This window comes from Hafnia psychrotolerans (assembly GCF_014639435.1).
GTDB classification, from domain to species: domain Bacteria; phylum Pseudomonadota; class Gammaproteobacteria; order Enterobacterales; family Enterobacteriaceae; genus Ewingella; species Ewingella psychrotolerans.
Window position 1 is genome coordinate 38,668 of record NZ_BMFZ01000008.1, and the last position, 24,034, is coordinate 62,701.

The 24,034-nt window shown below is 50.6% G+C and carries 21 protein-coding genes and 1 other annotated feature; of the genes, 8 read left to right on the plus strand and 13 right to left on the minus strand.

The window, feature by feature from the left end; genetic code table 11:
• Positions 1-40: 40 nt before the first annotated feature.
• The 4 genes from IEV89_RS14750 to IEV89_RS14765 are packed head-to-tail and all read right to left on the minus strand — an operon-like array spanning position 41 to position 2,887.
• Complete coding sequence (locus IEV89_RS14750) at positions 41-925, minus strand: DMT family transporter (RefSeq protein ID WP_188474290.1); 885 nt, start codon at positions 923-925, stop codon at positions 41-43.
• On the minus strand, positions 922-1,803 hold the full coding sequence (locus tag IEV89_RS14755; RefSeq protein ID WP_188474291.1) for a DUF6024 family protein: 882 nt from the start codon (positions 1,801-1,803) through the stop codon (positions 922-924). Before IEV89_RS14755 ends, IEV89_RS14750 begins: the two co-directional genes overlap by 4 nt.
• Positions 1,803-2,201 carry an NUDIX hydrolase gene (locus IEV89_RS14760; RefSeq protein WP_188474292.1) on the minus strand — a complete coding sequence of 133 codons (399 nt, stop codon included), beginning with the start codon at positions 2,199-2,201 and terminating at the stop codon, positions 1,803-1,805. Before IEV89_RS14760 ends, IEV89_RS14755 begins: the two co-directional genes overlap by 1 nt.
• 14 nt (positions 2,202-2,215) lie before the next feature.
• Positions 2,216-2,887, minus strand: coding sequence for a hypothetical protein (locus IEV89_RS14765; RefSeq protein ID WP_188474472.1), 672 nt, complete (start codon positions 2,885-2,887; stop codon positions 2,216-2,218).
• Positions 2,888-3,149: 262 nt separating this feature from the next.
• Here IEV89_RS14765 and IEV89_RS14770 point away from each other — a divergent pair, with 262 nt between their 5' ends.
• Positions 3,150-4,022, plus strand: a complete 873-nt coding sequence (locus IEV89_RS14770) for a LysR substrate-binding domain-containing protein (RefSeq protein ID WP_188474293.1) — start codon at positions 3,150-3,152, stop codon at positions 4,020-4,022.
• A 62-nt stretch (positions 4,023-4,084) separates the two neighbouring features.
• Here the strand turns inward: IEV89_RS14770 and htpG are convergent, their stop codons facing one another.
• The 4 genes from htpG to dnaX form a co-directional block, all read right to left on the minus strand.
• The gene (htpG, locus tag IEV89_RS14775; protein WP_188474473.1) at positions 4,085-5,953 is read right to left on the minus strand and encodes a molecular chaperone HtpG; all 1,869 of its coding nucleotides are present in this window, start codon (positions 5,951-5,953) and stop codon (positions 4,085-4,087) included.
• Positions 5,954-6,148: 195 nt separating this feature from the next.
• Positions 6,149-6,754 (minus strand): recombination mediator RecR, encoded by a 606-nt coding sequence (gene recR / locus IEV89_RS14780; protein WP_188474294.1) that lies wholly within the window; start codon positions 6,752-6,754, stop codon positions 6,149-6,151.
• Entirely contained in the window at positions 6,754-7,083 is a 330-nt protein-coding gene (locus IEV89_RS14785) for a YbaB/EbfC family nucleoid-associated protein (protein WP_188474295.1), read from the minus strand. Before IEV89_RS14785 ends, recR begins: the two co-directional genes overlap by 1 nt.
• Before the next feature lie 42 nt (positions 7,084-7,125).
• The gene (gene dnaX / locus IEV89_RS14790) at positions 7,126-9,069 is read right to left on the minus strand and encodes a DNA polymerase III subunit gamma/tau (RefSeq protein ID WP_188474296.1); all 1,944 of its coding nucleotides are present in this window, start codon (positions 9,067-9,069) and stop codon (positions 7,126-7,128) included.
• Positions 7,735-7,799: a sequence feature (DnaX frameshifting element), on the minus strand. It overlaps the preceding gene by 65 nt.
• A gap of 320 nt (positions 9,070-9,389) precedes the next feature.
• Here dnaX and IEV89_RS14795 point away from each other — a divergent pair.
• Entirely contained in the window at positions 9,390-11,453 is a 2,064-nt protein-coding gene (locus IEV89_RS14795; protein WP_188474297.1) for an alpha-amylase, read from the plus strand.
• Positions 11,454-11,502: 49 nt separating this feature from the next.
• Here the strand turns inward: IEV89_RS14795 and apt are convergent, their stop codons facing one another.
• On the minus strand, positions 11,503-12,054 hold the full coding sequence (gene apt, locus IEV89_RS14800; RefSeq protein WP_188474298.1) for an adenine phosphoribosyltransferase: 552 nt from the start codon (positions 12,052-12,054) through the stop codon (positions 11,503-11,505).
• A 184-nt stretch (positions 12,055-12,238) separates the two neighbouring features.
• Positions 12,239-12,607, minus strand: a complete 369-nt coding sequence (locus tag IEV89_RS14805) for a DUF454 family protein (protein ID WP_188474299.1) — start codon at positions 12,605-12,607, stop codon at positions 12,239-12,241.
• Between the two features lie 143 nt (positions 12,608-12,750).
• On the opposite strand from IEV89_RS14805, the gene priC reads away from it, so the two are divergent.
• Together priC and rsmS are read left to right on the plus strand one after the other, a co-directional pair.
• A complete protein-coding gene (priC, locus tag IEV89_RS14810; protein WP_188474300.1) occupies positions 12,751-13,287 on the plus strand; it encodes a primosomal replication protein PriC in 537 nt (178 codons plus the stop codon).
• A 232-nt stretch (positions 13,288-13,519) separates the two neighbouring features.
• A complete protein-coding gene (gene rsmS / locus IEV89_RS14815; RefSeq protein WP_188474301.1) occupies positions 13,520-13,693 on the plus strand; it encodes a pleiotropic regulatory protein RsmS in 174 nt (57 codons plus the stop codon).
• An 84-nt stretch (positions 13,694-13,777) separates the two neighbouring features.
• Here rsmS and mscK read toward each other — a convergent pair whose 3' ends face one another.
• Positions 13,778-17,188, minus strand: coding sequence for a mechanosensitive channel MscK (mscK, locus tag IEV89_RS14820; RefSeq protein ID WP_188474302.1), 3,411 nt, complete (start codon positions 17,186-17,188; stop codon positions 13,778-13,780).
• Between the two features lie 135 nt (positions 17,189-17,323).
• Positions 17,324-17,971 carry a multidrug efflux transporter transcriptional repressor AcrR gene (gene acrR, locus IEV89_RS14825; protein WP_188474303.1) on the minus strand — a complete coding sequence of 216 codons (648 nt, stop codon included), beginning with the start codon at positions 17,969-17,971 and terminating at the stop codon, positions 17,324-17,326.
• A 141-nt stretch (positions 17,972-18,112) separates the two neighbouring features.
• Between acrR and IEV89_RS14830 the strand changes: the two genes are divergently transcribed.
• The 4 genes from IEV89_RS14830 (at position 18,113) to ykgO (ending at position 23,015) form a co-directional block, all read left to right on the plus strand.
• Positions 18,113-19,303 (plus strand): efflux RND transporter periplasmic adaptor subunit, encoded by a 1,191-nt coding sequence (locus IEV89_RS14830; RefSeq protein WP_188474304.1) that lies wholly within the window; start codon positions 18,113-18,115, stop codon positions 19,301-19,303.
• A 17-nt stretch (positions 19,304-19,320) separates the two neighbouring features.
• Positions 19,321-22,473: a multidrug efflux RND transporter permease subunit AcrB gene (acrB, locus tag IEV89_RS14835; protein WP_188474305.1), complete on the plus strand. Its 3,153-nt coding sequence runs from the start codon at positions 19,321-19,323 to the stop codon at positions 22,471-22,473.
• 122 nt (positions 22,474-22,595) lie between these two features.
• Complete coding sequence (locus IEV89_RS14840; protein ID WP_188474306.1) at positions 22,596-22,853, plus strand: type B 50S ribosomal protein L31; 258 nt, start codon at positions 22,596-22,598, stop codon at positions 22,851-22,853.
• A gap of 21 nt (positions 22,854-22,874) precedes the next feature.
• Complete coding sequence (gene ykgO / locus IEV89_RS14845; RefSeq protein WP_188474307.1) at positions 22,875-23,015, plus strand: type B 50S ribosomal protein L36; 141 nt, start codon at positions 22,875-22,877, stop codon at positions 23,013-23,015.
• Positions 23,016-23,144: 129 nt separating this feature from the next.
• Here the strand turns inward: ykgO and IEV89_RS14850 are convergent, their stop codons facing one another.
• Positions 23,145-24,023, minus strand: coding sequence for a metal ABC transporter substrate-binding protein (locus IEV89_RS14850; protein ID WP_188474308.1), 879 nt, complete (start codon positions 24,021-24,023; stop codon positions 23,145-23,147).
• Positions 24,024-24,034: the final 11 nt, after the last annotated feature.

Consider the following 24,034-nt stretch of genomic DNA (forward strand, 5'->3'; position numbering starts at 1 on the left):
GTACGCCCTTCCTCAAGGAAGGGACATTGCGCTAAGCGGCTCAGGCCAATGCTTCCTGTCGTTTTACTCGCCATGTTTGCGACACCACGGCCAACACGATAATGCATCCACCAATGATGGCCTGCAACGTCGGCGCTTCGTGCAAAAAAAGGTAGATCCACAGCGGTGCCAGCGCAGTTTCCAACAGTAAAAATAGCCCGGCGTTAACGGGTGAAACAAAGCGCGTGGAGAGTGAAATCAGCCCCATCGCCAACGGCATAATCACTGCGCCTTCAACGGCCACCCACAGCCACTGATAATGCGTGAGCGTCTGAACGTCATGCAGCACGCTACCACCGGTAAAGGCGATCACGCAGGCCGAGGCCAGCACGCCACCAAGAGAAGGTAAACCGACGGTACCCTTTTCAACTTTTGAGGCGAAGATAAAGGCCAGCGCCATCGACACAGCGGTCGCCAGGGCAAAATAGTTGGCCATCGGATCATATCCTTCCGAGCGCCCGGTCATGACAATAGCCACACCCAGCATTCCGGCAATGGCGGCCATCATCAAAGTTTTGTCAAATTTGGTGCCAAAGAACAGTCGCGAAATAATGGCGGAAACAAAGGGTGTCGAGGAGATGATCACCAACACAGTGGCGACGCTACCGCGATTCAGTGCGTTAACAAAACAGGCCGACGCGACGCAGAAAAATAGCGTAGATAGCGCGTTCTGCCGAGTGATCCAAGGCACACCTAGCACTTTGCGGCTTTTAGGCCACAGCAAATAGACCACCACCACCAGCCCCCACATAAAGAGGCCACGCAACATCACGATCATCCACGAGTTATCAATGTTCATCAGGCGGATAAATACCGAGTCTGTACTCAGAATTATTCCGCCGAGAATACCGATAAGATTGCCGTTAACGGGGGTAGATTTACTCATTTTTGACTCCAGAGTCGGGCTAAATCGTCAATCACACTTCCCGTATGATCAATGTGTTGTGAACGGCTGCCCCGTGTCCAACGAGATATGCGCAGAGTTTGGGAATGCTCAAAATAACTGCCATCGATTTGCTTGACTTTACGCAGTTGCTCTTCTGAAAGCGTTGTCACGGGGAAGCAGACAAACGGCAAGCCGGAAGCACTGACCGAAGTCAGACGCAGCCCGTTGGCCAGTGGCAGGTCGATCTTTTCAATGCTGGCCACGTTATACGGTTGCCAGGCCGGGCTATCCATAACGTCAATGGCCTCCTGCAATGGTCGCTGCGATACGGTAGCTCCCTCGAATAGGCGCAGTTCACTGCGAAATAAGCAGCTGTAATGCTCGGTACGCACGGCAATGATTGACAGCCCGACGGCGACCGATGCATGTTTATGCAACGGTGCGAGGAAAATCGAGCTGTTGCTGACCAGCTCGTCATGCAGGGCGGTCGCGAAGCTGTGTGACGCATCCACCACCGCTTTGCCTTCACTGCATTTAATATTGCTGATCACGCCAGTGTAAGGATTGACGTGCGTGACGATATTGACGCCGCTGTTTTGCGCTGTGACATCGCCGGGCGTCTGATTGGAAAACAACAGTTCTATCGGCTGATAGTGACGATGCTGACCCAGTTGTAACGTCAACTGATGCTTGTGCAGCAAGTGGGACAGCATGGCTAAACCGACGCGCACCGACTGCACCAGAAAGATATCGTAACCTTCAAGCCGATAGGCCGTCGTCAGCTTGTCGCGCAGCACTTCCCGCAGCCGGTTAACTTCCCTGTAATAGTGGTCACCATGCTGTAACTGCAAGGCGGGAGCCAGAGATGAAGGATCCATCAATCGATCAACTCACGCTGGTACAGTAACGGCAGGACGTTGTCTCTAAACACGGATCCCACTCCCACTTCGCAAGGCGGCTTGCGGTAATTCACCCAAGCTATTTCAGCGATCTCGGCGCTCGCGACCGGTTGCCCAACCACTTCCACTTGATACACATGATTTTCAATCGCGACTTTTTCAAATTCCGCTATGCCGTGGAATAACCCCAGCGGGGTGATTTTTGCGGTATCAACGTTGAGTTCTTCTTTCAATTCACGCTTCAGACAACTGATGTGATCTTCGCCGGTGAGGGGTTTTCCACCGGGGGAAATGAAGATATCAGTGCCGCGTTTGCGCGTAAGTAATAATGCGCGGTCACGGATGATCACCGCCGAACATTTGATAATAGTTTGCATCGCAATACCCTTAATTACGCCGCAGCATGCGCCGCAGTTCTTGGCCCAAGAGTCAGTGTTTCACCTGAAAGAAATTTGACGATATTCAACGCCAGCGGCGTTTTTTCATTCAGGTAAGCCAGAATGGTTTCATCACTCGGCGTCGAGAAGCTGTCACCGAAGATACTCACGCCTTCCAGGGATTTCGTTGAGATACCTAATTGCAGTAGACGATATTTCACGTCATCGGCTGACTGGGCAAACTCATAAATTGGCGAACGGTATTGAATGTCGAACTGATCCATCAGGTTCACCAGAAAATCTTTCGCCACCTGGCGCTGCTCCGGGAATTCCTGCTGATAGTGGGTGATACCGTCGTTGATGATGCTAATGTCGTTGCGGCGGCAGAAATCTACCAGATGGGCATGAATCGCCAGTTTTTCGCCGAGCAAAACCAGATTTTTACGGTGACGCAGAATATCGCTTTCGATATTTTCAATCGCGATGGAGCGGAAAGTCCCGCTAATATCTTCCACGGTATGTGCCACCACTAATTCGCCAAAGCGGTTACGTAATTCCTCGACCCGGTGCGCCAGAATGCCACGATGCAGTGAACAACCGCTGTTGGCCGAATAGAGATGAACAGGGATTCCCTGTAACATTAAATAACATGCTGACAGGGTACTATCCCGGCCGCCGGTAAACATAACGAGCTGTGTCTTAGGCACAGAGGAAGCTGCGGAAGTCGTTTTATCAGAAAGTGAATTGTTCATAGTCATCCTTATTTTTTATAGACATAACCAGCGAGCAAGCCGCAGACTGGCGCATCTACTGAATAGTATTCAGTAATATTACAGCGCCTATTGGAGAGATGTGCTTCGGAACAAGGTCGAGACTAATGGGTTTTTTCCACGCAAGAAAATGATATAAACAGACATCGAAGTTGAATTAATCTAACAAGGTGGGAGCATGGCTGACTTACCTGCACTGCGCGCACTGCACTATTTCAAGCAGGCTGCGCTGTTCGAAAGTTTTAGTCTGGCGGCGGAATCATTGAATGTGACGCACAGTGCAGTGAGTCATCAGATAAAAAATCTGGAAAGCTGGTTGGGAACAGCACTATTTAAACGCGCAGCCGGGCGGGTATATTTAACCCGTGATGGAGAGAAATTAAAAAAATGCTGCGATCAAGCGTTCAGTGAACTAGAAACGACCTGTCGCGAAATAAAAGCACGGCAGGAAAATAACTTAATTATTTCCTGCGCCCCGAGTTTTCTGGCGCAGTGGTTAATTCCACGCATCAGCCGCTTTTCAGAACGCTATGAAAATATCGTTCTGACCTTTCAAACACATACTGATGTGCAGCAAATACGTGAACAGCGCACCGATATTTTGATTAAAAGTAATGAGCAGCAACTCACCAGCGAGATTGAATCAACACTGATCACCGTCGATTATATCGGCCCGGTATGCTCACCCGGTTTTCGTCACCGCTTCACTTATCAGACGGATTTTTCCACTCTGCCACTGCTGCACGCCGACACCAAGATCAACGCATGGCAAGAGTGGGCAAAAAAAACCAATGCCAAAGGCGATTTCGCGGCGGGTAAACATTTCGACAATTTAACGCTGGCCATTCAAGCGGCCAAAAACGGGCTGGGGATCATCATGACGCCACAGATCCTGGTGAAGAAAGAGTTACAGGAAGGCACCGTGATTGCCCCCCTTGGTTTTGCCGAAGTCGACCGAGCTACTTATATGCTGGTGAAAAATACCCGCAGCCATGAGCCCGAGATCACCACGTTTCGCAACTGGTTACTGGAGGAAGCCAGCCACGGGTAGCAGACAAAAAAAAGCCCCGTCAGAAGACAGGGCTGAGTTTCAGATTTTATTTCGCGGGCGATTTACGCTTGTAAAAGTTGGTTCATACGACGAATAAACAGGTTTGGATCTTCCAGCGTTCCGCGTTCAGCAAACAGTGCCTGATCGAGCAGTAGCTCAACCCACTCGCTAAATTGCGCGTCGTCGGCAACGTCTGAAGCACGTTTCACCAATGCGTGATCCGGGTTCAGTTCGAAGATATATTTCACTTCAGGCGCATCCTGACCAGCAGCAGCAAACAGTTTTGCCATCTGGGTGGTCATCTCGTCAGCGCCAGTCGTCACGATGGCCGGTGTATCGGTCAGACGATGCGTCAGGCGCACGTCTTTCACGCGGTCAGCCAGCAGTGCTTTAACGCGTTCTACAAACGGCTCCAGCGCCTTCTCGGCTTCTTTCTTCTCTTCGTTCTCTTCGTCTGCCAGTTTATCCAGCGAGTCGTCAGCTTTGCTGACTGACTGGAACACTTTGCCGTCGAATTCGGTCAGGTAGCTCATCATCCACTCGTCGATACGATCGGATAACAGCAGGACTTCAATGCCTTTTTTGCGGAACAGTTCCAGATGCGGGCTGCTCTTCGCGGCGGCGTAGCTGTCAGCCGTGATGTAGTAAATCTTGTCCTGACCTTCTACCATGCTGGCAACGTACTCTTCCAGCGACAGGGTTTGTGCGCTGTTGTCGTTACGGGTGCTGGCGAAGCGCAGCAGCTTGGCAATCGTGTCTTTATTCGCGCCATCTTCTGCCGGGCCTTCTTTGAGGACCAGACCGAATTGCTGCCAGAATTGCAGGTATTTTTCGTTGTCATCTTTCGCCAGTTTTTCCAGCATCTGCAATACGCGTTTAGTCAGCGCACTGCGCAGGTTCTGGGTAATACGACTGTCTTGCAAAATTTCACGCGACACGTTCAGTGGCAGATCGTTGGAATCTATCAAGCCACGCACAAAGCGCAGGTAGTTCGGCATGAACTGCTCGGCTTCATCCATAATGAAGACGCGTTGGACGTAGAGCTTCAGGCCATGTTTGTGATCGCGGTTCCACATATCCCAAGGTGCCTGCGAAGGAATGTACAACAGGCTGGTGTATTCCTGTTTACCTTCAACGCGGTTGTGGCTCCAGCTCAGCGGATCACTGAAGTCATGGGAGATGTGTTTGTAGAATTCAACATACTCTTCGTCAGTCACTTCCGCTTTGCCGCGGGTCCACAGAGCCTGAGCCTTGTTGATCTGTTCCCAGGTGACGGTGTCGTCTTCTTCGTTACGGGTTTCCACTTCTACCGGCAACGCAATGTGGTCGGAATATTTGCTTATGATCGAACGTACACGCCAATCATCGAGGAACTCGTCCTGATCTTCACGCAGGTGCAGGGTAATTTCAGTGCCGCGTTCCGCTTTTTCAATATCGGCCAGGGTGTATTCACCTTCACCGGCAGATTCCCAGAATACGCCTTCTTCCGGCGCTGCGCCTGCAGCACGTGTGCGCACAGTGACTTTATCAGCCACGATAAATGCCGAATAGAAACCCACACCAAATTGACCGATCAGCTGGCTGTCTTTTGCCTGATCAGAACCGACAGATTGCAGGAAGGCTTTAGTGCCGGATTTGGCGATGGTACCGAGGTTATCGATCACTTCGTCACGGCTCATACCAATGCCGTTATCGCTCAATGTTAGGGTGCGTTTTTCTTTGTCAAATGCCAGACGGACATGCAGCTCGCCATCGCCTTCATAAAGCTCCGGTTTGGAAAGCGCGCGAAAGCGCAGCTTATCGGCAGCATCCGAGGCATTGGAAATCAGCTCACGCAGAAAAATTTCTTTGTTGGAGTAGAGCGAGTGGATCATCAGATGCAACAGCTGTTTAACTTCAGACTGGAATCCGCGGGTTTCTTGTCCTTTCATACTCATCAAATTACCTCAATCACGCTGTTTGATTTTTCATTACATTGGAAAGCCCGGCCTTACGGCAGCAAGCTGACCTAAAAGTAAAACGCTGAGGAGTAGATGGGGATAGTCAGGGATTAATTCAAGAGGAAATAGCGGGTTTGACGGAAAAGTGAGCCGACGCGCAAAAAATAACGCGCCGTAACAATCAATTCAGAACTTGAAAGGATGACGTCCCGCCAGAGAGTGCGACAGCGTGGTGCCGTCAACCATCTCCAGCTCGCCGCCTACCGGCACACCATGGGCGATTCGGCTGGCCATGACGCCATATTGGCCGCACATTTCAGCGATGTAATTTGCCGTCGCATCCCCTTCAACCGTCGGATTGGTCGCCAGAATCACTTCTTTCATGCTTTCGCTTGCCAGACGATGCTCAAGGCGGTCCAGACCGATGTCATCAGGACCAATGCCGTCCATAGGAGACAGATGGCCCATCAGTACGAAGTAACGGCCGGAGAACTGACCGGTTTGTTCTACCGCATGAATATCTGCAGGGCTTTCTACCACGCAGATCTGGCCGTTTTCTTTACGCCGTGGGTTGGCGCAAATGGTACAGATTTCCTGTTCGGTGAAAGTCCGGCAATCGCCGCAGTGGCCGATTTCAGACATCGCACGGGTTAATGACTGCGCCAGCCGCATTCCGCCGCTGCGATCGCGCTGCAACAGCTGGAATGCCATACGCTGCGCTGATTTCGGGCCAACGCCCGGCAGGCAACGCAACGCCTCCATTAATGATTCAAGGAGAGGGCTGGTTTGCATTAGAAAGGCATCTTAAAGCCAGGTGGCAATTGCATGCCGCCTGACACATTAGCCATTTTCTCTTTCTGGGTTTCGTCGATGCGACGCGCAGCATCATTGAACGCGGCAGCGATCAAATCTTCCAGCATGTCTTTGTCATCAGCCAGTAGGCTTGGATCGATCTCAACGCGACGTACGTTGTGTGCACCGTTGATAGTAATTTTCACCAGGCCAGCGCCTGATTCACCCGTCACTTCCAACAGCGCGATTTCTGCCTGAGCCTGTTGCATTTTTTCCTGCATTTGCTGGGCCTGTTTCATCAGGTTACCAATGCCGCCTTTTCCAAACATAATCATCTCTCTTTGCGTCGGGCCGCAGGGTAATTGCGGCGTTTAAACGGGGCGAATACTCTCTTCATCCAGCTCTGCGTCGAAGAACCTGCGCAGGGTTTGGATGTTGTTATCCGCAATAATCGACTGACGCGCCTGCGCCAGTTTTTCTTCATAAATGCTCTGCCGCCACTCTAATGGCGTTTTGACCGCCAGATTATCATCTTCCAGCACGGTCAATTCAACCGGCAACTGATGCAAAACTGACAGAGCCTCTGCCAGCATCTTTTGTGCCGACGGTGAATTCAGATGGCGCTGTGAGGTGCGCAAGTGAAGACAAACTTTGCCGGGTTCCGGCTGTTCACGCCAGGCGTTGAGCGCCAGTTGCTGCACCAGTTTTGGCATCACCATCTGGTTAATTTCAGCCGCCCATGCATCCCGCTCGGTGGCTTCAATGGCCAGCCGTGCTGCCAGTTCCGGCGATTTCTCATGCTCAAGTGCGGTACGCAGCATTTTAGGCGTGGCGACCGGTTCTGGTGCTTCCTCCGGCTCATTCACCGTTTTCCAGCGGTAAGCTTCTTCCTTAACCGGCTTCTCTGATGGTTTCTCTTTCAGGGCACTGGCCTGCGTTTGCACACGCTCAGTCACTGAGGCGAGGCGCTCCAGTGCTGAGTTTGCCGGCCGCGCTTTTCCTGGCGCCGCCGGCTCAGCTTTTTTTGGATTGGTATTTCCCTGCTGTCTGAGTAACTGCGTTCGCGCTTGCAAAAGCTGGGCTGTGGCATCCGGCATTCCCGGCTGCGCCCCTTCCTGCGGTGGTGGGTTTTCTTGCTGAACGGTTCTCGCTGGCTGCGGTTCTGCCGGAGCAATAAAGGCTTGAGGGGCTGCCACCTGACCAGGCGTTTTCAGTTCAGCAATGAACACTTTGGGGTGGAAAGCCAGTGCGCGCAGCAGCGTCATCTCGACCCCCATTCGCTTGTCCGGCGCATACGTCAGCTCTTTGCGGCCTACCAGCAGAGTTTGGTAATAGAGCTGTACATCAACGGGCGGGATAACCCGGGCCAGCTCACGCAAGCGCTGCTCAATGGCGGCGTAATGGTTATCAAGCACCGTCGGCAATAGTTGCACCATGGCAATACGATGCAACAGAGCGAGCGTCTCTATCAGCAGGTTTTCCCAGTCAACGCCACGCGAGGCGGCCTGTTCAACTTGCGCCATCATCTGCGCACCATCAGCACTGACCAGCGCTTCAAGTACCGCCAATGGTTGTTCGTCGTCCAGCGTACCGAGCATTTGCGCGACGGTTTCGGTGGTCACAGCACCCTGCCCCATCGCGATAGCCTGGTCTGTGAGGCTTAAACCATCACGCATACTGCCGTCGGCAGCGCGCGCCAGCAACTGTAGGGAGCGGGGTTCGCTGGTGATTTGCTCGGCGGTTAACACTCGCTCAAGCTGATTGCGGATCTGTTCGACATCCAGGGCTTTCAAATGGAATTGCAGGCAACGGGAGAGAATGGTCACCGGCAGCTTTTGCGGGTCGGTGGTTGCCAGCAGGAATTTAACGTGCGAAGGCGGCTCTTCCAGCGTTTTCAACAGCGCATTGAAGCTGTGGCGCGAGAGCATGTGCACTTCGTCAATCAGATAAACTTTGAAACGACCACGCGCCGGGGCGTACTGAACGTTGTCCAGCAGTTCGCGAGTATCTTCAACTTTGGTACGGGAGGCCGCATCGATTTCAATCAGGTCAACAAAACGACCCTGTTCGATTTCACGACAGTTATCGCATACACCACAAGGCGTGGAGGTGATACCGGTTTCGCAGTTCAGCCCTTTAGCCAGTAGGCGCGCAATAGACGTTTTACCCACACCGCGGGTACCGGAAAACAAATAAGCGTGATGGATGCGCCCGAGCGACAGGCCATTAGCCAGTGCGGTCAGCACATGTTCCTGTCCGACGACGTCGGCAAAAGTTTGGGGGCGCCACTTACGGGCAAGAACCTGATAGCTCATTAATACTTCATCGTTGATTTATAATGAATAATTTGACGATACATGAAAATACATCGTTTAACCCGTCTTTCTGCGCTGATCTGCTAAACGGAGACTGAAGGTCTCAGCATAATAGTGTCACCACCAGACTGCCACTTCTTAGTGTATCAGCACGGTCACTATCATTCCTATTACTTTACTTTTGCGGACTTCATCGCAGGTTCTCCCCCTTCGTTCTCATCCTGAGATTTACTTCGCAGGGATGAGGGGGATTTGCCCACGCTGATTACACTGAATCAATCCCTAACCTAATAATGCTTCCTCCCCCGCTAAGGAGAATCATGAAACGCCTGACACTGCCGCTGTTACTGCTAGTTTCACCCGCCGCACAGGCGAGCTGGACGATACAAGGTTTTCCTGATTTTTCTGAAGCCTCAAGCGGAATATTCACCAGCAGCGCTACGCTACCCAAAGGCCAGCGCACACTGGAACTGAATCAGGATAATCAATGCTGGCAACCGGCCGACGACGTAAAACTTAACGTAATGCTGTCTCTGCAACCTTGCGAAAACAAAACACCCGTTACCTGGCGCCAGTTCCGCGCGGGCGATTATCAGGCACGGATCGACACCCGCAGCGGAACGCCAACACTTCAGTTGAGCCTGAAAACGGTGCAGGAAGCAGCCGCAGCGGTGGAAAAAACCTGTCCGCGCTGGGATGGAAAAGCGCTCACGGTTGATGTCTCTGGCACTTTTTCTGAGGGTGAAACTGTTCGCGATTTTTATTCCAGCCAGAGCACACAGGTCACGAATGGTCACATCACAATGATGCCCGATCCGGCAAGCGGTGGCTTGCTGTTACTCGAATCATCGGAGCATAAAACGCCGTCCATGTTCAGTTGGAAAAACGCTACGGTGTATTTTGTGCTGACAGATCGTTTCGAAAACGGCAATCCGGATAACGATCATCGCTACGGGCGTCACAACGACGGCTTGCAAGAAATCGGGACGTTTCACGGTGGCGATCTCGCCGGGTTAACGGAAAAGCTGGATTATCTGCAACAGTTAGGCGTCAACGCACTGTGGATCAGCTCCCCACTGGAGCAAATCCACGGCTGGGTTGGCGGCGGAACTCAAGGTGACTTTCCACATTATGCTTACCACGGTTATTACACGCTGGACTGGACAAAACTCGACGCCAATATGGGCACCAAAGAGGAATTACATACGCTCGTCAATAAAGCACACAAACGCGGGATCCTCATTCTGTTTGACGTAGTGGTGAACCACACCGGTTACGCCACGCTGGCGGATATGCAGGCGTTCCATTTTGGGTCGTTGTATCTGAAAGGCAATGAGATCGAAAAAATCCTCGGCAAGCACTGGACCGACTGGAAACCCGGACGTGGCCAGAACTGGCACAGTTTCAATGACTATATCAATTTCGGAGATAAAGACGGCTGGAGCGCGTGGTGGGGGGAAAAATGGATCCGCACCGACATTGGCGATTACGACTCACCGGGTTATGACGATCTGACCATGTCGCTGGCTTTCCTGCCGGATATTAAAACCGAGTCCACCCAAGCCAGCAGCCTGCCCGTTTTCTATCGCAACAAACCCGATACCGCCGCCAGGGAGATTCCCGGTGCCACACCGCGCGACTATCTGGTCACCTGGCTCAGCCAGTGGGTGCGGGATTACGGTATAGACGGCTTTCGCGTGGATACCGCTAAACACGTGGAAAAACCAACGCTGGCATTACTCAAAGCCCGTTCAGTCGAAGCCCTGAAACAATGGAAAGCCGCCAATCCTTTACAGGCGCTGGATGACGCACCGTTCTGGATGACCGGCGAAGCCTGGGGCCACGGCGTGATGAAAAGCGATTACTACGCCAATGGCTTTGACGCGATGATCAACTTTGATTTCCAGGATCAGGCCGCCGCCGCACTGAGCTGTTTCGCCAGTATCGACGCAACTTATCAGCAAATGGCTGAGAAAATGCAGGATTTCAACGTACTGAGTTATCTCTCCTCACACGATACACGGCTGTTTTTCGCTGCCGATGCCAAAGGCTCCCTGCCTTTACAACAACGTGCTGCAGATTTGTTACTGTTGGCACCCGGAGCGGTACAGATTTACTACGGCGATGAAAGCGGACGCCCGTTTGGCCCAACGGGATCGGATCCTTTACAGGGCACGCGTTCCGACATGAACTGGAGTGAGCTGACCGGTGCGAAGCAAAAGTTGCTGACCCACTGGCAAAAACTGGGAAAATTCAGGGAACGACATATTGCGGTAGGAGCCGGAATTCAGACAACACAGCATCAGACTGAATATTACGCATTCAGCCGCCAGAAAGGTGACGATAAAATAATGGTGGTTTGGGCCGGGGAGCCAAGGAAATAGCACAAGAATAAAATGGCCTCGCTTTAACCGCGAGGCCATTTCACATCAATCAATGCCCGTCGAAAGAAACCAGGCTATAGCAGTGGATGTTCAGATCGTTCAGGCGTTTTTCACCGCCCAATTCGGGGAGATTGATGATAAAAGCGGCATCAGTCACTTCACCACCAAGACGGCGGATCAATTTCGCCGTCGCTTCAATCGTGCCGCCAGTTGCCAGCAGATCGTCAATCACCAGAATTTTTTCACCCGGTTGGATCGCATCAACGTGAATTTCCAGGCTATCAGTGCCGTATTCCAGATCGTAGGTTTCGCTGATGGTGTCACGCGGTAATTTGCCCGGCTTGCGCACAGGAACAAACCCTACACCCAGCACCAAAGCAACCGGTGCACCAAACAGGAAACCACGTGCTTCGGTGCCGACCACTTTGGTCACACCCGCATTACGGTAACGATCGGCCAGTAATTTAATGCTCTCGGCGTAAGCTTTTGGATCTTCCAGTAAGCTGGTGACGTCACGAAACAGTATGCCTGGCTTAGGATAGTCAGGGATGGTTTTAATACTGTCTTTAATAAACTGTAGCTGCTGTGCGGTAGCGGTCATAATGTCATTGCCTGATATAGCTGCTGTTCATACTTAAACGCGGGCGGTCAAATGTCCCCCGCCATGCCCTGTATAAAGCATGTCGTTTAAGGAAGGAAATTGGGAGCGCACCGACGTACGAGATGCCCAAATCTATGCAAAGCCACCCTAAAAAGCAACCCGCAGCCGAATATGATCGCCTGTTTTATTGCTTAAGGTCAACCACCGGCAGACGCCACATCATAATGAGCAAGGCAATCATCATGCAAAGCAGCAGGATACGTATCCAGCCAATCGGGACAAAATAGATCGAAACGGCGAATGTCGCGATGATCATTACGACGGCTTTGCTTTTAGCACCCGGCGGTAAAGCACGATGCTCCTGCCAGTGACGCAGATAGCCACCGAACCATGAGCGGTAAAGCAGCCAGTAATGAAAACGCGGTGACGAACGGGCAAAACACCAGGCAGCCAGCAGCAGAAACGGCGTGGTTGGCAACAAAGGCAATACCACGCCGAGAGTGGCAAGTAATACGGCTAGCCAGCCGATAATCATCAGTAACAGACGCTTCATTCCACTCCCAGCAGAAACGGCCAAACGCATCGCCTGGCAAGAGAAAGTAGTGTAAACAAGTGTGCTGCTACTGCCAAATCCTGCATAGCTTGTTTCTGGTGGTATACCGGTTAAGCTGGGCACGTCGATATCGGAGAAACCCTGTGAGCACTGAACAAATATTACATGCCCTCAACCAGCAGATTGAAACACTGGCGAGCGAAATTGAACCTATCGGCCATATTTCTGCCCAGCAGGCCCGCTTCGACGTGGCGCTTTTTGCCACCAAAGGGACACGGCTGCGAGACTATCTGGCAGAGATTCGTCTGAACCTTAGCCAACTACATCAGATGGTTAAGGAGAAACGTCAGGCTCAGGTCGCCTTTGTGGCCGAGCGTCTGATTTCTCAGATAACGGCCCTGCAGCGAGAACTTGCCACTCAGGCTCTTCGCAAAAACAATCAAACGCCAGAGCGAAAAAGTCATGATAATTACACCCGATTGTCTGAACATCAGCAGTTTGAGCGACGTTTGATTACAATGATTCAGGACAGGGAGAGCACGCTGGGCCAGCTCGCTACTTTCAGCGATCAGCAGCGCGTGCAAAAAGAGCTGGCGGCGCTGGAAGGGCGGCTGATGCGATGCAGACAGGCTCTGGCAAAAATAGAGCGTCAGATTGAGCGACAGGAAAACGGATTTTGAATGTTTATCACAATTTTTGAAAACAAGGGGTCAGACGCTGACATTTATATCTATAATCAGTTTCCTAATCTGACTCATTACTCTTTCCAAATAATGTGTTAAATGGTGCTTAATAAGTCGCGTAAACCCACTTCGGGTTGGCTTCGGATCCTGTGACATCAGGTGTTTGTTCTACCAAGCTGCATAAAACGCAGGATCTTAATATCTCACACTACAATGAATGTTGGCTTCCATGTCTGTTGAAAATGCGCCACCCGAGCTACAGCTCGCTGTTGATTTAATCTACTTGCTTGAGTGCAATGAAGTTGCGCCTGAGACGGCCTTGGCTGCGCTCGAGATCGTCCGCCGAGACTTCCAGGAAAAGCTCAGCGGAAGAAAAAACACACTTTCAATCAGCTATTGGTAGTTTACGTATTTATCGCCTTTACGCCCCGTTGCCGGGGCTTAACATTCAGGATGTGTACATAATATTCCCTGGAGATAGATGGCGTTAACTCTGCACCGGCATTATCGCATCAGGTTCATCGCCCGGCTGGCGCAACGTGCGTTTCACTTCCTGCACTTCGTCATCCCCACTCTGTTTATGCAAGTAAACCTCAAGCTGATTAAACGCGATATTAATGCCATTTTCCCGGCAAAGTTTGTCAATGCTGCGGTTCAGTTCATCCACCGTATAACTGCGATCACCCAATTCGCGCACGTATAAACGCAATTCATGATCAAGCGTGCTGGCACCAAAATTGAGGAAAAACACTTGGGGTGCAGGATCGCTCATCACTCGCGGATTATCGTGGGCTGCCTGCAGCAGAATCTCTTTCACTTTTTCCAGATCTGAACCGTAGGCCACACCGATTTTGATCAGCACTCGCGTGACGGTGTCCGTCAGAGACCAGTTGATCAACCGTTCTGTGACAAAGGCTTTATTCGGAATGATCACTTCTTTGCGATCGAAATCAGTAATGGTCGTCGCACGGATGCGAATACGACTGACTGAACCAGAATACGTGCCAATAGTGATGGTATCGCCGATACGCACCGGACGTTCAAACAAAATGATCAAGCCTGATACAAAGTTGGCGAAGATTTCTTGCAAGCCAAAACCCAACCCCACCGACAGTGCAGCCACCAGCCACTGAAGTTTGTCCCAGGAAACGCCCAACGAACCGAGTACCGTGATAGTCCCTATCACGGTGATCGAGTAACTGAGAATCGTCGTGATAGCGTAAGACGCTCCCTGCCGCAGTTGCAGCCGAGAGAGCACCAGCACTTCCAGCAACCCGGGTAAGTTTCGCGTCATGATGTACGCCACGATAATAGCGACAAATGACAGTAAGAGGTTGCCGAGGGTCACCGTCTGTTGCACCACAGTCCCCGCCACATTACTCGAGTAGTGCCACAGACTGATGCTGTCGAGATAAGAGATCACCGTCAGTAAGTCAGACCAAATCCAGTAGAATACCGAAGCAAAGACAAAGAACAGCGCCATCGTCGTCAGGCGCAGGGATTGTTGGTTGATTTGATCCAGTCCCAGCGGTTGCTCTTCGATAGCTTCACTGCCTTCAGCGCCCTCTTTGGCGCTATTACTTTGCCTACGTGCCAGCGCACGTCGGTAGGCCAGGCGGCGAGCAGCAACGCTTAAACCACGCAACGCGGTCTGGTAGGTGAAGTTCCACAAGATGAGTAAATAGAGGCTGTCTATCCAACGCCCAGCCAGACGCAAGGTCGTGTAGAAATACCCGGCCAGCATCAAGCCAATCAAAAACAGCGGCGCAAGAGCAATGGCGGTCACAATCGCGAGACGCACGGTGTGGGAGTCTTTCTCACGCCAGGCGTCGCGGCAGATAGGGAAAACCAGCACCGCCAGCACGGCCAACGTCAGTAAAACCACTACTTGTCCAATAATATCATCCACCAGTCCCAACGGGGCCTTCTCCCCCCCAACGGACCAAAAAATCAGCGGAACAATCACCAGACTTAAACGCACCACGGAGCGGCGATAATGTTCGCAACGCTTAGCAGGCGTATTGAAATGATGCTCGCTCACGCCATTGGGCTTAAGTAAGCGGTAACAGAAACCCATGACCAGCAGGAAGACTGCAAGCCTCTGGGACAGTGTCCATAGGAAATCACTGAGTTGAATTTCGCACCGTGAGAACCAGTAGCCGATGCCCAGAACCAGCAACGTCAGTGGTAATGTATTGAGTAACGTAAGCAACAATGCGCGTGGCGTGTGCAACTGAGTATCGCGCTTTAATTGCCCCACATCCTTGTTGAGGTTATCGAGATGCCGGTCAATGGATTTGCGTCGCCATAGCAACAACAAAATTGTCACCAAAAGAGGAATGGTAACCGGTAACGAGTGCAGTGCACCCATCATCAGTTCACCCGGGGGGATACTGATATGCAAACCGCTCAGTTGCGTTTTAATCTCTTCTGGCAAAGATTTAATGAACTCCCAATCCATAGGCTTATTGCTGTTAACCCAGAAAATCTGCTGCGTCAGAGTTTGCGTCAGCGACTCATTAATACTCGTCAACTGCTGCTGATTGATTTGCAGATTAATCGCCAGAGAAAGCTGGTTACCGAGCTGTTTGTTGAGCTGGTCGAGCAGTTCACGACGCATGTCGACAATCTGCTCAAGCGCATCGTTGACGTCAGCGCTGACCTTCTCTTTGCTATTTTTCACCACACCCTGGATATAGGTATCCCCCTGGAATAAGGCATCACGCTGCTGGTTAATGGTGAATTGATCAAGGCGAAGATCGGCGATGAGGGAACTCATATCCGTGATAAGACCGGGCGGCGGAGTTGTATTTTGCTGCTGCTGATAAAGAATACGAGACAGTAACAAACTCCCCTTGAGCACGCTGACCTGCTCTTTAAGGTCGTGTTCGGCCTGTGATGAACGGTCAAGCCAGTTTTTGACCGTAATGTTCTTCTGTACCAATTGATTGCCCTCTTCAGTGGCGGCAATCAGGCGCTGGCTTAGCGTACGGTTAATTCCCAGCTCTTGCGCCACCAACGGATCATTTTGAATACTTGAAGTGTCATCTGGCGTTTGCGCCTCTTTCGCCGTGCGCTCTGATAACGTTAATCGCTTACCGTTGATCACCTGCTGGAAAAGCTGCGCCACACGCTCCAGTTGGTTGATGTGGGCATTAGTAAAATCACGCTGTTTTTGCAACAAATCCTGTAAGGTGGTATTAGCTTCCAGACTTTTACGCAGGAAGTCTATCTGTGCATTTAGCAGCGCCTGCTGGGTTATCAGCATGGTCTGCTGCGTCGCTCTCAGATTTTCCTGGCTTGGCACCAATCCATTGAGCTGATTGCGGATTTTCTGCAGACCCTGAGAATAAGTGTACATCGCACTCTGTACGCGCTCAGGCTGCGTTTGTAATGAAATAAGCTGAGTGTTGAAGGTTGAAAGATCATCTTGCGATGACTGAAGATCATCGAGCATGTCATTAAGGCGGTTTTCCAGTTGATGCAGTGAAAGCGCGGAAAGGGACTCCTGAGTAACGCCGTCATTACCACCATTTTTCAGCTTTTCCAACCCGTCAGTAGCCGCTCGCAATTTAACTGGCGCTTCAGTGACCTGCTTTTTCAGCTGCGCAGCATCCTGCTTGATACGATCCAGCGCATCAAGATATTCGAGGGTATGGATCAAATCCTGTTGGGACAGTTTATCGACAGGGGTCAGACTCTTCTGTTTATTCAATGAGTCGAGTTGGTTCTGCACTTCATTGCGGGTCGGCAGATCGTTGTTGATGCTTGCACTGGCTGGAAAAATCGTCAAAGCCGACAGAGAGATCGCCAGCACAAATGCCACTACACGCCATAAGGTTAGTGGAAAAAGAGAAAACCACGACGTGGACAACAACGCAGAAAATCGGCTATGCATGAGTTAACTTTATGTCAGAAGAGAGGGAATGATATTAACACTACAATAACAGAGGACCCAGAGCCAAAATGCCGAAAAAGCATGTCAGAGTAAAACGAACGACGGGGTGAAAATGAGGGGGAACTTAGCCAGAAATCAAAGGGCTTCTTTGGAAAGTAAAAGACTCGGGCATAATTGCAGCATTTCTATATAAGTATCAATAAATTGAGCAGCCTTGCTTTCCAAATCAAAGCTTTCGGGAACAAATAGCCAGTTCTCCATCAGCCCGGTCAAATAGGCCCGTAAGATTATTGCGGCCTGCCGAGGGTGAAGATCTCTTGGCAATTGTTCAGCCTCAATGCAGCGCTGCAGAAGACGCTCCACTTTACCATAGCCTTCCATGTACAGCGCTTTACGCGCGTCATGGACTGAGGTCATCTCGCCAACAAATTCACATTTGTGAAATATAATTTCCATCAATGCTTTGCGACGATGATCCGTTACTGTGGCCCGTAAAATATAAATCAGTATCTCACGCAATATGCACAGTGGATTATTGGGGAATTTTGTCTGATACTCTATTTCAAGATCATATATTTGGGATTCGCATTGTTCCCAGACGCCATTAAACAGCTCCACTTTATTCTTGAAATGCCAGTAGATTGCGCCTCGGGATACACCTGCTGCATTAGCAATATCGGTCAATGAAGTAGAAGCCACTCCGCGTGCAGAGAATTCCCATATTGCGGCATTAAGAATCTGCTGTCGGGTTTCAAGTGCCTGTAATTTGGTTTTTCGTGCCATGGGGTTATCTTTTGGAGGCGTTTGATTTACATACATTCTGGAATGTATGTAACATAGCACGCACATATTAAAAGCGCAGCAATGGGTTTTAAAGCTTGTGATCCATTGGACAATTTGAAATCGGACACTTGAGGTTTATTTATGAACATAAACAGAGGGTTAACGCCTCTGGCGGTAGTTCTGTTGCTTTCCGGAAGCTTAGCACTTACAGGATGTAATGATAAAGAAGCTCAAAAGGGTGCGCCGAAAGCGCCAGAAGTCGGCGTTGTCACGCTAAAATCTGCGCCTTTGAATGTTACTACTGAGCTTCCCGGTCGTACCGCCTCCTTCCGAATCGCTGAAGTCCGCCCACAAGTCACCGGGATTATCCTTAAACGTAACTTCGTTGAAGGTAGTGACATTAAAGCTGGCATGTCCTTGTATCAAATTGATCCGGCCACCTATCAAGCTGCCTATGACAGCGCTAAAGGCGATCTGGTTAAAGCTCAGGCTAATGCTCAGGTTTCTCGCGTCACACTGAACCGCTACAAGGCGTTGCTGGGCACCAATTACATCAGTAAACAAGATTACGACACGGCCTTCTCTACCGCAGCTCAGGCTGACGCAAGTGTCGTCGCGGCTAAAGCTGCTGTTGAATCTGCCCGTATCAATCTGGCATACACTAAAGTGACCTCACCTATTTCAGGCCGTATCGGCAAATCTGCGGTTACCGAAGGCGCGTTGGTTACCAATGGTCAGGCTGATGCGTTGGCGACGGTACAACAACTCGACCCTATCTATGTCGACGTTACTCAGTCCAGCAATGATTTCCTGCGTCTGAAACAGGAACTGGCTGATGGCTCAATTAAACAAGCCAACGGTAAAGCCCAGGTTAAATTGCTGTTAGATAACAATAGTGAATATTCACAAGCAGGCACATTGGAATTCTCTGATGTTACCGTTGACGAAACCACCGGCTCTATTACGTTACGTGCCGTCTTCCCTAACCCGAAAGATGATCTGCTGCCAGGTATGTTCGTTCGTGCCCGTCTGGACGAAGGTGTAAATGAAAATGCACTGCTGGTTCCTCAGCAAGGTATCACCCGTAACCCACGCGGCGACGCGACGGCCATGGTTGTTGGCGCAGATAATAAAGTTGAACTTCGCACAGTAACCACTACGCAAGCAATCGGAGACAAATGGGTTGTTACTGCGGGTCTGAAATCAGGTGACAAAATCATCGTGACCGGATTGCAGAAAATCAAGCCAGGCGTGCAGGTTAATGCGCAGGAAGTCGATCAAAACGCAGCGGATCAGAAACAAGCTGCACCTGATACAGCGCCGAAGTCTTAATTAGGAGCCGGTAATTCATGGCTAAGTTTTTTATAGATCGCCCGATATTTGCGTGGGTTATCGCCATCATCATCATGTTGGCAGGCGGGTTGGCAATGCTGAAGTTGCCAATCGCACAGTATCCGACTATTGCACCTCCGGCTATTCAGATAAGTGCAACTTATCCGGGTGCCGATGCGCAAACGGTTCAGGATACCGTGACCCAGGTTATTGAACAGAACATGAACGGTATCGATAACATGATGTACATGTCATCGACCAGTGACTCCTCGGGTACCGTTCAAATAACCCTGACTTTTGCCTCCGGCACCGATGCGGATATTGCACAAGTACAGGTGCAGAACAAACTGCAGTTGGCGACGCCATTGCTGCCGCAGGAAGTTCAGCAGCAGGGTATTTCGGTTCAGAAATCGAGTAGCAGCTTCCTGATGGTAGCCGGCTTTATTTCCACCAACGGTTCAATGAATCAGGAGGATATTGCCGACTATGTGGGTTCTAACATTAAAGACCCAATCAGTCGTACCAACGGTGTAGGTGATGTTCAGCTGTTCGGTGCCCAGTACGCGATGCGTATCTGGATGGACCCGCACAAACTGAATAATTTCCAGCTGACACCGGTTGATGTTATCAGTGCGATTAAAGTTCAGAACAACCAGATTGCAGCAGGTCAGCTTGGTGGTACTCCGCCAGTTCCCGGCCAGCAGTTGAATTCATCTATCGTGGCGCAGACGCGTCTGAAATCTGCAGATGAATTCGGTAAAATCATTCTGAAAGTCAACGCCGATGGTTCGCAGGTTCGGTTGAAAGATGTCGCGAAAATCGAACTTGGTGGTGAAAGCTACGATGTTGTTGCTCGTTACAACGGACAGCCGGCATCCGGTTTGGGTATTAAACTCGCCACGGGGGCTAACGCACTTGATACCGCATCATCAGTCAAGGCAACGCTGGCTAAGCTTCAGCCGTTCTTCCCGGCGGGCTTAAAAGTTGTTTACCCCTATGACACTACGCCGTTCGTTCAAATCTCGATTAAAGAGGTCGCGAAAACACTCTTCGAAGCCATCCTTCTGGTCTTCCTGGTGATGTTCTTGTTCCTGCAAAACTTCCGCGCAACGTTGATCCCAACAATTGCCGTTCCGGTTGTTCTGTTAGGTACCTTTGCGATTCTCGCCGCATTTGGTTATTCGATAAATACCCTGACGATGTTCGGGATGGTGCTTGCCATAGGCTTGTTGGTCGATGACGCCATCGTGGTGGTAGAGAACGTTGAACGTGTCATGGCAGAAGAAGGGCTACCGCCCAAAGAAGCCACCAAGAAGTCGATGGAGCAGATCCAAGGCGCACTGGTCGGTATCGCGATGGTACTGTCAGCGGTATTTATTCCGATGGCATTCTTTGGTGGTTCAACCGGTGTTATCTACCGTCAGTTCTCCATTACTATCGTTTCGGCGATGGTGCTGTCAGTACTGGTGGCGATGATCCTGACGCCAGCACTTTGTGCAACCATGCTCAAACCTATTGCCAAGGGTGAGCACGACGATAAAAAAGGCTTCTTCGGCTGGTTTAACAAAAAATTCGATCAAAGCACACACCACTACACTGACAGCATAGGTAATATTCTGCAGAGTACTGGCCGTTATCTGGTGATTTATCTGCTGATCGTTGTCGGTATGGCATTGCTCTTTATCCGACTGCCAACCTCCTTCCTGCCGGAAGAAGACCAGGGCGTATTCCTGACCATGGCGCAGTTGCCAGCAGGTGCGACTCAGGAACGTACGCAGAAAGTGCTCGATGATGTCAGCAACTATTATCTGACGAAAGAAAAAGCCAACGTGAACTCCGTGTTTACCATTAACGGATTTGGTTTCGCAGGTCGTGGGCAGAACACCGGGCTGGCGTTTATTAGCCTGAAAGACTGGTCCGAACGCAGCGGCGCAGAAAATAAAGTTCCGGCGATTTCCGGCCGTGCGATGCAGTATTTCAGTACCATAAAAGATGCTCTGGTATTCGCGTTCAACCTTCCGGCAATTGTAGAATTGGGTAACGCTACCGGTTTTGACTTTCAGCTGATTGATCAGGCCAACCTTGGTCATGACAAGCTGACTCAGGCTCGTAACCAACTCTTGGGTATGGTTGCTCAACATCCTGATTTACTGTCGCAGGTACGCCCTAACGGTCTGGAAGATACACCACAGTTCAAGCTTGAAATTGACCAGGAGAAAGCCAGCGCGCTAGGTGTCTCATTGTCTGATATCAACACCACGCTGGGTGCCTCTATCGGTGGTAGTTACGTCAATGACTTCATTGATCGCGGGCGTGTGAAGAAAGTGTATGTTCAGGCAGAAAACAAATATCGCATGCTGCCAAGAGACATCGACAACCTGTTTGTCCGCGGTAGTTCCGGTCAAATGGTGCCGTTCTCTGCTTTCTCTACGTCAAAGTGGGAATACGGTTCTCCTCGTCTGGAGCGTTACAACGGTCTGCCATCAATGGAAATTCTGGGTCAGCCAGCGCCGGGTAAAAGCAGCGGTGCTGCCATGGTGATGATGGAATCTCTGGCTTCAAAACTGCCAAGTGGTATCGGTTATGACTGGACAGGCCTCTCCTATCAGGAACGGTTATCCGGTAATCAGGCTCCAGCGTTGTACGCCATCTCACTGATTGTCGTCTTCCTGTGTCTGGCAGCGTTGTATGAAAGCTGGTCAATACCGTTCTCTGTCATGCTGGTTGTTCCACTGGGTGTGGTTGGAGCATTGATTGCAGCGACCATGCGCGGTCTGAGCAATGACGTTTACTTCCAGGTTGGTCTGTTGACCACCATTGGGCTATCGGCGAAGAACGCAATTTTGATTGTTGAGTTCGCCAAAGACCTGATGGACAAGGAAGGAAAGGGCCTGATCGAGGCAACGTTAGAAGCGGTGCGCATGCGTTTACGTCCAATCCTGATGACATCTCTGGCCTTCATCTTGGGTGTTATGCCACTCGTTATCAGTAGCGGTGCCGGTTCCGGCGCCCAGAACGCAGTAGGTACCGGTGTTATGGGCGGTATGATCACTGCGACGCTATTGGCAATCTTCTTCGTTCCAATCTTCTTTGTGGTCGTTCGCCGCCGCTTTAGCAAGAAGAGTGATGACGTCGAGCATACCCATACGACAGAGCATCGAAATCCGTAATTGATTCACTAACACCCTTCAAGGCCGCGCAAGCGGCCTTTTTTATGCCTGAAGAAACTTGAACCAGCAATAAAACCGGTGCATAATATTGTTATAGTATAACATAACAGTCAAGGGTCATAATGAAAGCCAATATCCATCCGGTCTATCGTACTGTGGTATTCCACGACACGAGCGCTAACGAATATTTTAAAGTGGGGTCAACTATCAAAACTGACCGCACTATCGAACTAGAAGGATCTACCTTCCCGTATATCACTATCGAAATCTCTTCGGCCTCGCACCCGTATTACACCGGTAAACAGAAAGAGTATTCAAAAGAAGGAAGTACCGCGCGCTTCAATCAGCGTTTCGGCAGCTTCCTGAATAAGACGAAGTAACAGATTCTTAAGGAGTATCAGATGCAGGTATTGAGTTCATTACGTTCTGCTAAAAATCGTCATCCGGATTGCAGAGTCGTGCGCCGTAAAGGCCGTCTTTATGTGATTTGTAAAACTAATCCGCGGTTTAAAGCGGTGCAGGGTAAGAAGAAAAAACGCTAAGCAACTCCCCTCTTCTGCTGACGTTCAAATAGAAAAGCCCCGACGCTTGCCCGACGGGGCTTTTTATTTACTGCCGAAATGATGAGAAACACCTTTCCACCCTCGAGCATGGAAAGGTGATATAGAGCATTACTTCATACTGGCTACAATTGACTCCACGTTATGTTTGAACGCTTTCTCATACGTTGTTGCCGGGCCTTTAGGGCCTGAAAGTGCCTCAGGATAAAGTTCACCGCCCGCTTGAGCACCGGTAGCCGCCGCGATCTGTTTTACCAGACGAGGATCAGTCTGATTCTCAATGAAATAGGTTTTCACTTTCTCTTCTTTGATCTGTTTGATCAGAGAAGCAACACCGCTGGCGCTGGCTTCAGATTCGGTTGAGAACCCCACTGGAGCCATAAAAGTCACATTATACTCGCGGCCAAAGTAGCCAAAAGCATCATGACTGGTTAGCACTTTGCGATTCGCCTGTGGAATACCATTAAATTCTGACTTGGCCCATTCATCCAGTTTTTTGAGTTGTTCGATATAAGCACCGCCGCGCTTACGGAAATAATTGGCATCTTCTGGATCGGCGACAATCAACGCATTCATCACATTAGTGGCATAAATGACGCCATTAGCCATGCTGTTCCAGGCATGCGGATCGGTGATTTCTTTACCATCATCCACCATTTGGCGCGAATTTACTCCATCCGAAGCGGTGACCACCTTGCCTTTATAGCCAGAGGCTGATACCAAGCGGTCGATCCACCCTTCCAGACCCAGGCCACTCAAAAAAACCACATCAGAAGCATTGATCGCTTTACTGTCTTTTGGCGAGGGCTCAAAGCTGTGTGGATCACCGTTCGGGCCCACCAGACTAGTGACCTTCACATGCTCGCCCCCCACTTGGTGAACGATATCGCCTAAAATTGAAAAACTGGCTACAGCATTGACAGTTTTAGCCATTGCCAGCGGGCTCGACAGCAGGGCAGCTACTGCCAGAGCAACAGGTAAACGTTTCATCATTTCTCCTT